Consider the following 13,053-nt stretch of genomic DNA (forward strand, 5'->3'; position numbering starts at 1 on the left):
TCGCCCCGCCTCCGTGCACCGAAGACCCGCCCCTCCCAAGGCGGGTCTTGCGCGTGTGATGATCTGCGGGGTTTTGTCGGTGGTGGTTCGGCATCGTGATGTCAGTGCGTCAGGTAGGGGGTTTCTTCTGTTCAGCTTGTTGTGGTTGGTGATTCGAGTGGTGACACGAATGCCGGCGTGGGGCTGATTGAGCTGTACCGAGTCTCGTAACGGCCGGTTTGTGTGGTTTCAGGCGGCGTTCGTGGTCGCCTGGGATCGGTAGTGCTGGGCCTCGAATTCCTCGGGTGGGAGGTAATCGAGGGCGGAGTGAAGTCTCTCGGTGTTGTACCAGCCGACCCATTGGACGACGGCACGTTCGACCTGGTCAGCGTCCTGCCAGGGTCCTTGGTGCTCGATCGGCTCAGCCTTGAACGGGCCGTTGAGGGCCTCGGCCATGGCGTTGTCGTAGCTGTCTGCGACGGAGCCGACGGACGCTGCCGCGCCAGCCTCCAACAGTCGCTCGCCGTAGCGAATCGACACGTATTGCGAGTCGCGGTCGCTGTGATGAATCAGGCCCGAGCCCTTCTTGATTCCACGCCGCCAGAGCGCCATCTCCAGGGCGTCCAGGGGGAGATCGGTTCGCATGTGCGCGGCGAGCTGCCACCCGACGATCACCGCGAGTAGACGTCCAGGACGAAGGCGACGTAGACCCAGCCTGACCAGGTGCGGATGTAGGTGAGGTCGGCGACCCACAGCTGGTTGGGGCGATGGGCGGTGAAGCGCCGGTTGACCAGGTCCGGCGGCCTGGGGGCGGATGGCTCGGGGATGGTGGTGCGGCGCCGCTGCCCGCGGATCACACCGTCCAGGCTGTCCTCGCGCATCAGCCGCTCGATGGTGCAGCGGGCCGCGGCGATGCCCTCGCGCCGCAGCTGGCGGTGAATCCGCCGGGCTCCATAGGTTTCGCCGGAAGCCACGTGGATGCGGTGGATGTGCTCGATGAGCTGTTCGTCGCGCAGTCGCCGGGCGGACTTGGGCCGCTTGCGGCGAGCGTTGAATGCCGAGACCGACAGGTCCAGTTCCCGGCATACGGGCTCGACCCCGAAGTCATCGCGGAGGTGGTTGATCACCGCGTCAGCCTCGTGCGGGGCTGGTCGAGCTCCTTCGCGAAAAACACCGAGGCGGCCTTCAGGATCTCGTTCGTCCGCCGCAACTCGGCTATCTCCTTGCGGAGTTGAGTCAGCTCGCTTCGCTCGGTGCTGGTCAGCAGGTCGGGCCGGCTGCCCTGGTCGGCCTCGGCCTGGCGGACCCAGTTCCGCAGGGCTTCCTTGTGAATTCCGAGGTCACGGGCCACATGAGCCACTGGCCGCCCCGAGGTTTGGACCTCACGGATCGCCGGCGTCGGTGTCAGTGTCTAGTGGACCGGCACCGCAGCTAGGTGCCCTCACCGAACAAGGGGATCTCGGAAGGTGTCAGGTCAGTGCGTACCCGGATCAGTCGGACAGGGTGCCTCCATCGTCCCGATGAGTCGAGGGATACGTCCACGGCGATCTCGGCGACGATGGCCGGTTCGGTCAACTGGACTTGGAGTCGCTGCCGCGAGCCCCATCCGGCAGAGAAGGTCCATCCGGTCCATGGATGACCGGGGTGGCCGGGCTGGAGCTCGGAGGCCAGGGCTCGGCGGGCGGCTCGGTTCAAGACGGTGGTGTGGCCGATGTATCGCAACCGACCGCTCGCATCGAAGCGTCCGAGCAGGGCCGTGATCGGGACGGACAGTGTGCCGGTGACCGCGCCGACCACGGCCTCGGTCGTGTGCCGGGACCGGTACTTGCGCCAAGCTCTGAACGCGGGCACGTACCGCTGGTCAAGGCGCTTGAAGACGAGCCCCTCCAGCCCAACCGCCGACCACTCCAGCCACTCGGCGGCCTGCTTGGGGTCGGTGGTGGAGGGGCACAGAGTCCATGGAGCTTGCAGGTTGTGGTCGGCGAAGAGCCGTTCCAGTGCCGCGCGGCGAGTCCGGTAGGGCTGCGCGGTCAGGTCTGTGCCCGCCCGGAGCGGGTCGAAGGCGACAAAGTGGGCCGGCCACTGCTCGGCCGCGCGGACGGCGGTCGCCGCCCTGCGGTGCGCACGTTGCTGAAGGCGCTCGAAGGCCAGCCGGCCGTCCTCCCAGACCACCAGTTCCCCGTCGAGCGCGGTGTCGTCGGGCAAGTGTGAGGCCGCGGCGACAATCTCGGGAAAGGCCGCCGTCAGGTTCCCGCCGCGGCGGGAACGGATCAGGACCCGGTCGCTGGGCCACCGGCCCAGCAGTGCCCGGTAGCCGTCCCATTTGGGTTCGGCCGCGTGCCCCGGGTGGAGCGTGGGATCGGGTGTGGGGGTGGCGAGTATCGGCTCAGGCAGGGACCAGGTCGAGGACATGGTCGAAGGTGTTCCACCGTGAGTAGGCGGCGTCGGGGGTGTCGCCCGGTCAGCGGATTGGTGGCAGGGCCTTGTCCGGGTGTGCGGCCTGCACGTACTTCACCGCGACACCGGGGTGGATGCCGAAGAGCCGGGCGAGGTGGACCGGGTCGGCGGTCTCCTGGGCCTCGTAGAGGATGCGGTCGGCCCACACCTGGCGGGGCAGCAGCCCGATCTGGTCGAAGGCGGTCCTGCGCGCGCAGTAGCTGATCGGCGGGGATGCCGGGTGGCGGTAGGTCTGGGAGGTGGGTGATGAGCAGATGCGGGTTGGTGGCCTGTGGCCAGCGCCGAACCGTGCACCAGCTCAGGCAGCGCACCACGGAACACGACAAGCGTGGGGCGCCATTCCTTCAGGACACAAAGCCTTGATCACTGCCTTGCGGATTGCTCGCCATGTCCGCAGGGAACACGCCAGGTGGACGCGCAGCTCAACCGCTTCCCGCTCGCCGCTGTTCTGGCCAGGATGTTCGAAGTCCCACTGTTCCGCCAGAAACTCGTACATTTCAGCGGTCGTCAGGTCGCTATCGGGATAGATGCGTTCAACGTCGGCCTTGACGATCCGGGCGCACCGGGAATCTGCAGTCCGGTCGACGAGTTCCCTGACCCATGCCAGCCCCTGCTCGTCTGCATACAAGCCGAACTTCAGAATTCGCGTCCTCATGATGGCGCAAACCTACTGATCATCAGCCTTCAGCAGCAACGATTTAACCTTCAACGGCACAGGGCGTGAGGCAGGCATTCCGAGAGTTCCAATACCCGAGTGCACCATTACGTGTCGGCGAGCAACGCCGCCGCGAAGCCGTCGACCGCGTCACCACCATGCAGTTCGACCGGCACGGCACACGCATCTGGCGCCAGGCCAAAACCCTCCTAGACTCCGAACACGCACGCCGCGCCATGGGCTCGGTCCAAGTCCCCTACGGCACGTGCACCGAACCCTCGAACGTGGCCGCCGCCGGCCACGACTGCCCGTGCGCTTTCGCTGCGTGGGCTGCGGACACTTCCGCACTGACGTCTCCTACCTCCCCGACCTGGAGGCATACCTCGCGGACCTGCTGCGCAACCGCGAACGCCTGGCAGCCTTTGCCGACACCGACAGCTGGGCGAGAAGCGAAGTGATGCCGTAGGACGACGAAATCACCCGCGTCCGCCGACTGGTGCAACGTGTCCGCCAAGACCTCGAAGACCTCACCGACGAGGACCGCTCCCAGATCCAGAAAGCGATCAAGGTGGTCCGCCGCACCCGCACCGTCTCCCTCGGCATGCCCCGCATCCGCCAGCCACTGCCCGACCTGCGTCCCGGAAGGACCGCATGACCAACCCCATGACCAACGGCCGACGGGCCGACTCGGCCCGCCGCCGCGAACGCGTCCTCACCGCCCTCGACACCCTCCTGCGAAACAACCAGGACATCACCGTCTCCAGTCTCGCCCGCGCGGCACGCGTCGACCGCACCTTCCTCTACCGCCACCGTGACCTGCTCGAACGCGTCCACGCCGCCGCCATCACCCCACCACAAGAGGGGCGGATCGCGACGGTCAGCCGAGTCTCGATGCAAACCGACCTGGCCAACGCGCTGGAGCGCAACAGCCGCTTGTCGTCCAAAGTGCGGCAACTGGAGAAGCGCCTATCCGCCATGCTCGGCGAGGCCGCCTGGACCGACTCCGGCCTCGGGGCCGCGGCCGACATCGACCAGCTCCAGCAACACATCACGACGCTCGACCAGGAACTCGTGACCACACGCGGCCAACTCGAGGAACGGACCGAAGAGCTGGAGGCCGCCCGCTCCGCCAACCGCGAGCTGACACGGGCCCTGAACCAACGCGCGTGAACGGCCGCCCGGACGAGCTCACGGAATCCGCGAAAGCTTCCGCGAGACCGCGCCAGTGCAGCCTGATCGGGCGTGAGATCCATCGCGGCATGCCCTCAGAAGTGGCCTCGCACAACATGCGGGTTTCGAGAGGGCTTTTGAGAACGGCGACCTGCGGAAACGCGATCGCTCCGAGGGCTGTCGCGGAACTCTCACGGATGGTCGTTTGTGAGAACTGGTTGGCCTCCGCGATCACTCCCACATCGCGGACTCCGGGTCGACGCCTTGGGCCTCGGCGTTCGCGAAGATCACGTCGCGCAGCCAGCCGGGTAGGCCCGGGGCGACTGCCTCATAGGAGTCGGCATACCCGGGATCGCTGACGTACATCCGCCCAAGGCACGCTTGCATCGAGTGCGTGCAGTCGAAGTACCTCGAGAGCAACACGCGGTGCCGCTCCGCGAGGGCGTTCGCCTCATCGGAACCGGGCGCGACGCCGGCGCGCTTCGCAGTAGCGAGGTCGACGTTCAGGGCATCGGTGGTGGCCGCGACCTCCTTCCAGTCCTCCGGCGTCATCCTGGCGGCCCGCTCGGCGTACTGCGCCCACTGTGCGCTGTCGCCCCAGCGCTCCTCGGCCTCCTCGCCCCAGACGGGCTGCCAGTCGGCACCGAAAATCTCGACCTGCTCTTCCGGAGTCAACCGCATCCCTGGTTTCGATGCCTCCATCATGCGATCGACTGCGCAGACCATGTTCTGCAAGCGGGAGATGCGGTCCACAAGCTGCGACCGCTGCCGACGCAGGTGGCCGCGTGCGTCGGTGTCCGGGTCATCGAGGATCCGGCTGATCTCGGCGAGCGGAAACCCAAGCTCCCTGTAGACAAGGACCCTGTGTATCCGGGCGACGTCGTCGTCCGAGTACACCCGGTACCCGGCCCAGGTGCGCCCACTCGGGCGCACGAGGCTGATCGCGTCCCAGTGGTGGAGCGTCTTCACACTGACCCCTACGAGCGCAGCCGCTCGGCCAACGGTAAGGCCGTTGGGAGCGAGCGGTTCGGCGCTCTCCCCGGTGATAATCGGTTCCTGCTCGCGGGCAACACTCGTCATCAGCTCAGTGTCGCTCACCTTGCCAGGCTCGGATCTTTGCCCCGTATCCCCGCAGCTGCCGCGATGTGAAAAGTGGCTCAGCGTAATGCTCCAGTCTCGAATCTCGGGGCGGTGTCCCTCAATACTCCGGTCCGGGCCCTGCGGATACCCGGGATGCACCAGTCGTCCTCCGTGGCCTCGCTGCGGGCGATCCGCGGGGGAGTCACGCGCTGGTCGGCACGCCCGCATTCGCAAGGATGTCGCGTGCCGGCAGCGCGGTGCTCTGGGCGGCGGTCAGACCGGAGGCCGCCAGGTGGGCATCCACGATCCGTAGGCCGGCCGCGTATCCGGCCGAGTCTGGCAGTCCGACGGGCTGCTGCCCCATGCGCTGCGCGGTGGCGTCGCCGTACACGTACGCGGGGAGGTTCTGCATCCCGGCCACGTCGATCCCGGCCGCGACCTTCTCGTAGACGTCGTCCAGTTCCGCGCCGGACAGTGCCGTCGACCAGGGCCCCATGGCCCGCTCGCCCGCCAGCTCGCGTACGAACGCCTCGGCCAGCCCTTCGGCCACGACCTGCTCGCCGACTGTGACCGTCGTCGGATTCCAGACCACATTGGCGTAACGCACGTTGTGGTGAAGCTCGTGCGCGGCGGCGTAACCGATCTTCGCGAGGCTGGTTTCGGTTGGCCACATCGTCAGCTGGATCGCCCCGGGAATGCCGCCCATGCCGAAGTAGCCGGCGTTACGGACCGTCAGGAGGTCGTCGTCGGGGTCGCCGAGCGCCAGGACGACATGCACGGTCTCGGCGGTCCGGACCCCGGGCACCGCTCCGCTCAGTCGCTTCCACGCCGCGGCGAGACAGTTCTCGATCTGGCTCCACACCTCCGCGTCCCGCATCTGCCTCAAGGCTGTCAGGTAGCGCGGGTCCTCGACGTCGATCCTGAAGCCACTGCCCATCTGGTGCATGTGGACCATGTCCATATCGCCAATCATGGACATCACGCTCTGTAGAGGGCCGAGCATTTCTCGTAGGGCGTCGGGCCGCTCCTCCAACGGGCCCTGCAGGAGATCGAGCATGGCGGACGCCGTGTCATGGACAACAATCCTCATGACCTGGGACCGTAGGGCCTCCCCTTACGGGAGGGTCCAGTCGTGCAGGCGGACGGACCGGCCGTGGCAGTACCGGGGTCCGTTTCTACCTGGCCCCGCTCCCGCCCTGCCTGTGTCCTCTTTCCTGGAGCAGAGTCACCGAAGTACAGGCCCGCACCGTGCCCGTGCCCGCCGACCTCACCGCCCTCCTCGACCAGGTCGAGGAACGCCTCACTGCTCTGGTCGCCGACGAACCACTGGCCGCACTCCGCGCCGTCGCCGCCCTTAAGCGCCTCACCGAACGGGTGGCAACCGACGCCTCGTTCAGCGTCGACACCGCGGACGGACCACAGTGGGACACCATCGCCCAGGCGCTCGGGATCAGCGAACAGGCAGCCCGCTCCCGCCTGACCCACTATGCCCTCCGCCGCTGACCCTGGAGATCGGGCCGTCCCGATCTCCAGCACGCGGCCGCTGATTCTCATGCGGAGGTGGCGGGGCTGCGGCGTGTGTCCGCGTATACGGGCCTTCACGCCCGGCGTTCCGGGTTCGCGTTGTACGGGCATGATGCCGGAGGTGGCCCACCGCTGCTCCAGGTCAGCCATCACCGCTTGGGCGGTTGCCTCATCGGCGGCGGTGATGTCCAGGACCACCAGACCGGGCTCGCTGACGTGCTGCGCGTTGATCCGTTCCATGCCTCATCCTGACGCGGTCGTCTTCTCACCGGTTCGCCAGCGCTGCGCATCCCACCTTTACGAGTATCGGATTCGATCCCGACGTCGGCTGAACCACGGGCCGCATACAGGCCGCGTGTGCAGTCCGCCCGGGTGGCTTTGTCAGCGAGTTACGGGTTCTGGCACAGATCTTGGGGAGCCGTCGCGGATCGTTACCTCGATGTTCGATTGCGAGGGACTGGCTCATGTGAGACGGCGTACGCCCGTCGCCTCACAGCCGGAATTGACGCTCCCTCAGGTGCTTGTCGGTCGATGCCGTGGTCGGCTGTGGACGGTGATGGTGCTGTTCATGCAGGCCGATGCATCGTTCTGGGACTCGCTGGTGTTCGACGGGATCGACGAGGTGGATGTCGAGGCGGTCACGGCCGTGTTCGGCACGGTCGAGGCGGTGGCGAGAGGCCGCGTGGCCGGGGCTGCATGTCCGGACTGCGGCCGCTTCTCAGACCGAGTCCACGACCGTTACCAGCGCAGGCTGAAGGACCTTCCGCTCGTTGATCAGGGCTTTGTGATCCGGCTGACGGTCCGGCGCTTCATCTGCGGGTCGGCGGACTGTCGGCGCCGGACGTTCGCCGATCCGTTTTCCCGGCTGGCCGCCCCGCACGCACGGTTCACCACTCGGCTCAACCACGCCCTGGAGCGAGTAGGGCTCGCCCTGGCCGGGCGGGCCGGCGCTCGGCTGGCGGCCCGGCTGGGCTTCGGCGCGGGAAGGATGACCTTGCTACGCAGGGTCATGGCATTGCCCGATCCACGGTTCAGTACTCCGCGTGTGCTGGGTGTGGACGACTTCGCGATCCGTCGCGGCCAGACCTACTCCACCGTCTTGACCAGCGTCGAAGACCATCGCGTGGTCGATGTGCTCCCGACGCGTGAAGCCGGGCCGCTGGCCGCCTGGCTGATCCGCCACCCCGGCGTGGAGATCATCTGCCGGGACCGGGCGGGCGCCTACGCCGAGGGGGCCCGGCGCGGTGCCCCCGGCGCTCTGCAGGTCGCCGACCGGTTCCATCTGTGGCAGGGCCTCGGTCGGGCGGTGGAGACCTGCGTCGCCGACCACCGCGACTGCCTGCGTGGGCCCTCGCCCAGCGGCATGCTGCCACAGGCCACCCGACCGGCTTCCGGTCGGCCGCAGGACAACTTGGAGCCCGTCGGCCGACGGGCCGAGCGGAAGAAGGCCGCACACGCCCTGGTCCACGAGCTGCTTGCCCAAGGCCACTCACGCCGGGCGATCGCCCGGCACCTGGGCTGGGGCCTCAACACCGTGCTCCGGTACGCGAACGCCGCACGCTGGCAGGACACCATCCGCGAGAACCGGCCCCGGCCCAGCAGGCTGGACCCCTACAAGCCTTACCTGGAGCGGCGATTCGCCGAGGGATGCACAAGCGTCACCCGACTGCACAGCGAGCTGGTTGCCGAGCACGCTCCCGTCACCTACGCCATGGTCCGCGCCCACATCGCCACCTTGCGCGGGGCTCCGTCCGCCGCAACGCCCCGGCCACCAACGGTGCGGCAGGTGACCGGCTGGCTCACCAGGCACCCCGCGACCCTGACCGAGGAAGACCGGGCCAGCCTGAAGGAGATCCTGGCCCGCTGCCCCGAACTGGACAAGGCGGCCGGACACGTCCGCGACTTCGGCGAGATACTCACCGACCGCCTCGGCTCCACACTCCCCACCTGGATCGACGCAGTCGACGCCAGCCAGCTACCCGGCGTCACAGGCTTCGCACTCCACCTGCTCCGAGACCTCGACGCCGTGACAGCCGGGCTCACTCTCAACTGGAGCTCCGGCAGCATCGAGGGCGCCGTCAACCGCATCAAGAAGATCAAGCGGCAGCTCTACGGCCGAGCCGGATTCGAACTGCTCCGCAAAATGATCTTGCTTCAGTAGCTTGCGCGACAGTGTTGGTCTGTCGCTGGTTGGCACGTTAGAGGTCAGAGTTCGGTCGTCCAGACCCCGACAGGGTGCTCCCTCGGCGGCAGCCACAACTGAGGCTGCGACTCCCGATGCCTCTCCTCAGCCTGATCTTCCCAGTGGAAACGGTCATCCACATCGGGCCACGCAACTTGCAGCACAGGCAACGGAGGCCGCCGGTAGAACCCCATAGCCCGCCCGAAGAAGGTTCGGTACCAGCGGACATCGACCTGCCTGAGCGCGACTTGGTGACCGTCGACAACCTCAGGATGCCTCTGGCCTTCAGCCATTACAGCACCCGCGGCGGACTTCGCTCCGAGCCTGTTCAGCATGCGGTGCATAGCGTGGATATCGAGTCCGAACATGGCGAGTTCAGGACCGCCGTGAGTGTGCGCGAGGCCGACCGTGTAGGCGAATCCAGGACCGATCTCGTCCTCGGGAACCATCTGGACGTGCCATCCGTGCTGCTGCACATTCTCGATGATCGTCAGATCCGCGCGGTCCGCCTCGTCTCGGTCACCGTAGTCATGGCAGAGGACACAGCGGCACTGGAACGAATCATCAGTCATGTGCGGAGGCTACGAGGTGAGCGGCTGAATCGGGCAGCCGGGGTTCGTGACCACCCTCAATCGAACAACATCGTCACCCTCCGCGACCGCTCCCCAAGATCTGTGCCAGAACCGAGTTACGAGAGCGCCTGTAGCTCAGCCGCGAGAGCACCCGCTTCGCATGGAGAGTGGTGTCGCCGAGTTTTGGGTTCTGGCACAGATCTTGGGGAGCCGTTGCGGAGCGTTACCCCGACGTTCGATTGCGAGGGACTGGCTCGTGTGAGGCGGCGTACGCCTTGTCCGTTGACGTTCGGAAGTGACGCTCTCTCTGGTCTCTGCTGCGGCCGGTTGTGAGCGGTGATGGTGCTGGTCATGCAGACCGGTGCACCGTTCTGGGACTCGCTGGTGTTCGAGGGGATCGACGCTGTGGACGTCGAGGCGGTTACGGCTGCGTTCGGCACGGTCGAGGTGGTGGCGAGAGGCCGCGCGGCCCGGGCGGCGTGTCCGGGCTGCGGGCGCTTCTCGGACCGAGTCCACGACCGTTATCAGCGCAGGCTGAAGGACCTTCCGCGCAGCGGGCCACGCGCCACCAGGCGACGCCCAGGGGCCATACCCGCGGACGCGGGGAGCAGGGCCTCGCCATCATCGAGTACGGGGGCAGCGTTCCGATGACGTAGCACGCCCAGTCACGCTGAGCGTCGTGCTTCGTTGGGCTTGATGCACTCCAGGAGATCAGCGTTCACGGCAGCATGATGATCTACTGCATGGAGTGACCATGCGCCTGGCTGGTCTGTATGAGGGCTTCCGGCGGCGAGCGAATGAGGCTGCAATGAGTGAACTGACGAAGCCCGAGATCGACCTTCCGGAGGGTGACGCTCCCACCGAGCTGACAATCCGTGACCTCGTCGTCGGGGGCGGGCTTGAGGCGAAGCCGGGCAGGGTTGTCCAGGTTCACTACGTCGGGGTCACCTTCGAGTCCGGAAGGGAATTCGACACCTCCTGGGACCGGGGCCAGACGTTCAAGTTCGCCGTGGGCGGTGGCAAGGTCATCAAGGGCTGGGACCGCGGGGTCAGAGGGATGAAGGTCGGCGGCCGCCGCGAGATCATCGTTCCCCCGCGCCTCGGCTACGGCAACCAGTCACCCTCGCCGTTGATCCCGGCGGGCTCGACACTCGTCTTCGTGGTGGACCTGCTCTCCGTCGCAGTCTGAGGCCTTCTGCTACCCGGCCTCTCCGCTCGGAACCAAGGCCGGGCAACACCTGCCGGCCGACCGCGACACCACACCCGTGCACCCTTCACCCGCAGCCACGGACAGAGGCACGCGCCGGCAACAACACGCATCGGCGCCCGTGATCCACAAACGGCAGACACCCCGGTTGCGGGCCTGAACCTGAGCCCGGACCGCTGGCCGACGGCCGGGGTGCCGGCGGCCATGAACCCCGCGAAACGAATCATCCGCGCGGCGACCTCACGCTGCCCGCCAATGCCAGCCCCGCGGCACAGATCTTCACGGCCTACACCGCTTGGCGGGACGCGATTCCCGACCGGAATCACCACTCTCAAGTGCTGCGGAGCACGCCCTATACGTCGCCGCGGAGAAGGACACCCTGCGCCAGCAGCTGACCGGATGGCTCGGACACGCGGGCATCCCGGTCCTGGTGGTCCGCGGCTTCTGCTCCCAGTCGTACGCCGACGTCGTCCACGACCAGGTCACCGCCGATCCGCGCGAGGGCATGGTGCCGCGCGTCGCCCGGCGCGTCGCGTGGTCTGCCGCGCGTGGTCCGGTACCGTCAACCTGACAGGCCAGGGACGGTCTGGAGGCGAGCGATCCGCCCGGGTGGAGTCGCAGATGTCTCACGGGTGGGATGCCCGGTCCCGCAGCGTGCGTTTCTCGGTGTCCGCGCATGCCCTTCCTCCACGGCTGCCGCCCGGGGGCAGCCGGAGCAGGAACCCCCATGCCGCACACGACTGACAAGCGGATCAGTAAGGAACTCGCGCGCCTTCTGTACCTGGGACGACTCCAGGCGAAGGGCGGCCGTCCCATCCTGGATCCCACCGACCGCGGGCAACTCGCCTTCCAGGCCCTCCTCTTCGAGTGCCTGATGAGCAACCGTGAGCACCCGCACCCCCTGGAACAGCCGCGAAAGAGCGCGATGGCCAGCACCAGCGGCTACCTGAACGTCATCTGCCACCAGCCCGGCCATCTGGAGATCCACACCAACACGGCCTACCGCGTCGCCAGCCGCATCCTGCCTTTCCTCCACGAAGACCACGGTGTGTGGGATCCCCGGCCTCCGGCTGATCGACTTCACCTGCCGACGGATGCGCCTGATCCACGTCCCCACAGGAGGGCGCCTCGACCTCGTGGACTCACAGCGCTGGCACGGCATGGACATCGCACGCATGGTCTTCATGCAGGAGACCGACTGGCATCAGAAAGACGGGCGCTCGCCGCTGTGGCGTCACAACGGCCTCACCGACGAGGAAGCCGCGCACCCTGCGTGGTGGGCGTACACCGCCAGCACGCCGCTGCGCAGCGCACTGCTGATGCGCTCCATGCCACTGTGGTATCGCTTCGACCTTCAGCCTGCCTGGGTCACAGGCCACCCCACACGCCCGGACCGGCTCATCTGGGATGCTCACTTCGACACGGACCACGACCGCGTAGTCGAGCTGCTGACTCGCTCCGAGGCCCGCATCCCAGGAGCTCTCTACCGCGAGAAGGCGCGTTGCTCCGGGACTCTAGAGCTCGGCTCCGGCAGCGCGCAGCTGATCAGCATTCTCTAGGCGGTCCCGGCCACTGGTCCTCTGCCAGGCGTGTCGTCCTGGCGCAGGTCTACGTAGCAGCGCAGCCGGACACCAGGCTGACCCGGGTCGCGGGTGGTGCGGTCGGCGGTAGCGGTCGCCCACTGGGCGGCCACTGATCGCTGACCGTGCATGGCAACACGCGAGGGGGTACAGGTCCAGGGCGGCGTCGTTCAGAGGATCTGTCCGGGTTGATACTGGTTCAGATAGCCGGTGTGGTTGTTGAGTTCGTCGACCGGGATCGAACGGAGGCAGTCGCGGCCTCCGGGTGATCACGAGGTGTCGAGTCCCTGATCACCGAGGCGGTACTGATGCCGCCGACTTTGTTCCCGATGTGCAGTTCCCCACAGGGACATGCCGCAGTACAGGCGTCGTCGCGGGCGAGTTCGCCGAGGCGTTCCAGGAAGTCGGCCAAGAGCCCTGGGTCCTGCCCGCCACCGTCTTCGGTGTGGGTCCATGCGGTGGCGGTTTCCAGCAGGCGCTCCGGGGTGGCCGCTGCGAGGGCGTCACGGAGGGTGTCCGTGAGCGAGACGAGCCAGGGCCCTTCGTGCTCGGGGTCGTTGAGCAGTTCACAGAAGCGGGGGTCAGCTTTCACTTGCTCCTCGGATACTTCTGTCAGGTGGGCTTCGACGGTTCCGAGGAGCAGGTAG

At 67.3% G+C, this 13,053-nt stretch carries 20 protein-coding genes and 1 pseudogene; 10 read left to right on the forward strand and 11 right to left on the reverse strand.

From position 1 onward, the window contains the following. Nucleotides 1-228: 228 nt before the first annotated feature. Genes ACFVYE_RS35480 through ACFVYE_RS35500 form a run of 5 tightly spaced genes read right to left on the reverse strand, consistent with a single transcriptional unit; the run spans nt 229 to nt 2,584 of the window. Entirely contained in the window at nt 229-624 is a 396-nt protein-coding gene (locus tag ACFVYE_RS35480; RefSeq protein ID WP_389608192.1) for a transposase, read from the reverse strand. Between the two features lie 26 nt (nt 625-650). After that, entirely contained in the window at nt 651-1,106 is a 456-nt protein-coding gene (locus tag ACFVYE_RS35485; protein WP_389608193.1) for an IS3 family transposase, read from the reverse strand. Then, a complete protein-coding gene (locus ACFVYE_RS35490) occupies nt 1,103-1,387 on the reverse strand; it encodes a transposase (protein WP_389608242.1) in 285 nt (94 codons plus the stop codon). The genes ACFVYE_RS35485 and ACFVYE_RS35490 overlap by 4 nt, the downstream gene beginning before the upstream one ends. A gap of 23 nt (nt 1,388-1,410) precedes the next feature. Next, nucleotides 1,411-2,391 carry an ATP-dependent DNA ligase gene (locus tag ACFVYE_RS35495; protein ID WP_389608194.1) on the reverse strand — a complete coding sequence of 327 codons (981 nt, stop codon included), beginning with the start codon at nt 2,389-2,391 and terminating at the stop codon, nt 1,411-1,413. A 49-nt stretch (nt 2,392-2,440) separates the two neighbouring features. Next, nucleotides 2,441-2,584 carry a hypothetical protein gene (locus tag ACFVYE_RS35500; protein ID WP_389608195.1) on the reverse strand — a complete coding sequence of 48 codons (144 nt, stop codon included), beginning with the start codon at nt 2,582-2,584 and terminating at the stop codon, nt 2,441-2,443. Between the two features lie 261 nt (nt 2,585-2,845). Here ACFVYE_RS35500 and ACFVYE_RS35505 point away from each other — a divergent pair, with 261 nt between their 5' ends. The 4 genes from ACFVYE_RS35505 (at nt 2,846) to ACFVYE_RS35520 (ending at nt 4,261) form a co-directional block, all read left to right on the forward strand. Then, a complete protein-coding gene (locus ACFVYE_RS35505) occupies nt 2,846-3,160 on the forward strand; it encodes a hypothetical protein (protein WP_389608196.1) in 315 nt (104 codons plus the stop codon). Nucleotides 3,161-3,356: 196 nt separating this feature from the next. Beyond that, nucleotides 3,357-3,557, forward strand: coding sequence for a hypothetical protein (locus tag ACFVYE_RS35510; protein ID WP_389608197.1), 201 nt, complete (start codon nt 3,357-3,359; stop codon nt 3,555-3,557). 30 nt (nt 3,558-3,587) lie between these two features. Continuing rightward, nucleotides 3,588-3,746, forward strand: a complete 159-nt coding sequence (locus tag ACFVYE_RS35515; RefSeq protein ID WP_389608198.1) for a hypothetical protein — start codon at nt 3,588-3,590, stop codon at nt 3,744-3,746. Next, nucleotides 3,743-4,261: a DUF6262 family protein gene (locus ACFVYE_RS35520; protein ID WP_389608199.1), complete on the forward strand. Its 519-nt coding sequence runs from the start codon at nt 3,743-3,745 to the stop codon at nt 4,259-4,261. The genes ACFVYE_RS35515 and ACFVYE_RS35520 overlap by 4 nt, the downstream gene beginning before the upstream one ends. A gap of 231 nt (nt 4,262-4,492) precedes the next feature. Here the strand turns inward: ACFVYE_RS35520 and ACFVYE_RS35525 are convergent, their stop codons facing one another. Continuing rightward, on the reverse strand, nt 4,493-5,341 hold the full coding sequence (locus ACFVYE_RS35525; protein WP_389608243.1) for a MerR family transcriptional regulator: 849 nt from the start codon (nt 5,339-5,341) through the stop codon (nt 4,493-4,495). A gap of 202 nt (nt 5,342-5,543) precedes the next feature. Then, nucleotides 5,544-6,431, reverse strand: coding sequence for a DUF2268 domain-containing protein (locus ACFVYE_RS35530; RefSeq protein ID WP_389608200.1), 888 nt, complete (start codon nt 6,429-6,431; stop codon nt 5,544-5,546). 158 nt (nt 6,432-6,589) lie between these two features. Between ACFVYE_RS35530 and ACFVYE_RS35535 the strand changes: the two genes are divergently transcribed. After that, nucleotides 6,590-6,844, forward strand: coding sequence for a hypothetical protein (locus ACFVYE_RS35535; protein WP_389608247.1), 255 nt, complete (start codon nt 6,590-6,592; stop codon nt 6,842-6,844). Nucleotides 6,845-6,988: 144 nt separating this feature from the next. On the opposite strand, the pseudogene ACFVYE_RS35540 reads toward ACFVYE_RS35535, so the two are convergent. Further along, nucleotides 6,989-7,105 (reverse strand): annotated as a pseudogene (locus ACFVYE_RS35540) (DUF6207 family protein); the annotation flags it as partial. A 328-nt stretch (nt 7,106-7,433) separates the two neighbouring features. Here ACFVYE_RS35540 and ACFVYE_RS35545 point away from each other — a divergent pair. Beyond that, nucleotides 7,434-9,026: an ISL3 family transposase gene (locus ACFVYE_RS35545; protein WP_389608201.1), complete on the forward strand. Its 1,593-nt coding sequence runs from the start codon at nt 7,434-7,436 to the stop codon at nt 9,024-9,026. 44 nt (nt 9,027-9,070) lie between these two features. Here the strand turns inward: ACFVYE_RS35545 and ACFVYE_RS35550 are convergent, their stop codons facing one another. Then, complete coding sequence (locus tag ACFVYE_RS35550) at nt 9,071-9,619, reverse strand: DUF4262 domain-containing protein (protein ID WP_389608202.1); 549 nt, start codon at nt 9,617-9,619, stop codon at nt 9,071-9,073. 351 nt (nt 9,620-9,970) lie between these two features. On the opposite strand from ACFVYE_RS35550, the gene ACFVYE_RS35555 reads away from it, so the two are divergent. The 4 genes from ACFVYE_RS35555 (at nt 9,971) to ACFVYE_RS35570 (ending at nt 12,385) form a co-directional block, all read left to right on the forward strand. Next, nucleotides 9,971-10,270, forward strand: coding sequence for a transposase family protein (locus ACFVYE_RS35555; RefSeq protein ID WP_389608203.1), 300 nt, complete (start codon nt 9,971-9,973; stop codon nt 10,268-10,270). Nucleotides 10,271-10,427: 157 nt separating this feature from the next. Next, nucleotides 10,428-10,808, forward strand: coding sequence for an FKBP-type peptidyl-prolyl cis-trans isomerase (locus ACFVYE_RS35560; RefSeq protein WP_389608204.1), 381 nt, complete (start codon nt 10,428-10,430; stop codon nt 10,806-10,808). A gap of 313 nt (nt 10,809-11,121) precedes the next feature. Then, nucleotides 11,122-11,397 carry a hypothetical protein gene (locus ACFVYE_RS35565; RefSeq protein ID WP_389608205.1) on the forward strand — a complete coding sequence of 92 codons (276 nt, stop codon included), beginning with the start codon at nt 11,122-11,124 and terminating at the stop codon, nt 11,395-11,397. Nucleotides 11,398-11,962: 565 nt separating this feature from the next. Then, entirely contained in the window at nt 11,963-12,385 is a 423-nt protein-coding gene (locus ACFVYE_RS35570) for a hypothetical protein (protein ID WP_389608206.1), read from the forward strand. Here ACFVYE_RS35570 and ACFVYE_RS35575 read toward each other — a convergent pair. After that, nucleotides 12,382-12,537: a DUF6207 family protein gene (locus ACFVYE_RS35575; protein WP_389608207.1), complete on the reverse strand. Its 156-nt coding sequence runs from the start codon at nt 12,535-12,537 to the stop codon at nt 12,382-12,384. The genes ACFVYE_RS35570 and ACFVYE_RS35575 overlap by 4 nt on opposite strands. Before the next feature lie 68 nt (nt 12,538-12,605). Further along, entirely contained in the window at nt 12,606-12,998 is a 393-nt protein-coding gene (locus ACFVYE_RS35580; protein ID WP_389608208.1) for a hypothetical protein, read from the reverse strand. Nucleotides 12,999-13,053 lie beyond the last annotated feature (55 nt).

It is taken from the genome of Streptomyces sp. NPDC058239, assembly GCF_042882185.1.
Lineage (GTDB): Bacteria > Actinomycetota > Actinomycetes > Streptomycetales > Streptomycetaceae > Streptomyces.

Excerpts from the sequence above, each read along its gene's own strand:
- ACFVYE_RS35480 (WP_389608192.1), bottom strand. The coding sequence starts at position 624 with ATGCGAACCGATCTCCCCCTGGACGCCCTGGAGATGGCGCTCTGGCGG.
- ACFVYE_RS35495 (WP_389608194.1), bottom strand. The coding sequence starts at position 2,391 with ATGTCCTCGACCTGGTCCCTGCCTGAGCCGATACTCGCCACCCCCACA.
- ACFVYE_RS35520 (WP_389608199.1), top strand. The coding sequence starts at position 3,743 with ATGACCAACCCCATGACCAACGGCCGACGGGCCGACTCGGCCCGCCGC.
- ACFVYE_RS35525 (WP_389608243.1), bottom strand. The coding sequence starts at position 5,341 with ATGACGAGTGTTGCCCGCGAGCAGGAACCGATTATCACCGGGGAGAGC.
- ACFVYE_RS35530 (WP_389608200.1), bottom strand. The coding sequence starts at position 6,431 with ATGAGGATTGTTGTCCATGACACGGCGTCCGCCATGCTCGATCTCCTG.
- ACFVYE_RS35545 (WP_389608201.1), top strand. The coding sequence starts at position 7,434 with ATGCAGGCCGATGCATCGTTCTGGGACTCGCTGGTGTTCGACGGGATC.
- ACFVYE_RS35550 (WP_389608202.1), bottom strand. The coding sequence starts at position 9,619 with ATGACTGATGATTCGTTCCAGTGCCGCTGTGTCCTCTGCCATGACTAC.
- ACFVYE_RS35555 (WP_389608203.1), top strand. The coding sequence starts at position 9,971 with ATGCAGACCGGTGCACCGTTCTGGGACTCGCTGGTGTTCGAGGGGATC.
- ACFVYE_RS35560 (WP_389608204.1), top strand. The coding sequence starts at position 10,428 with ATGAGTGAACTGACGAAGCCCGAGATCGACCTTCCGGAGGGTGACGCT.
- ACFVYE_RS35575 (WP_389608207.1), bottom strand. The coding sequence starts at position 12,537 with ATGCACGGTCAGCGATCAGTGGCCGCCCAGTGGGCGACCGCTACCGCC.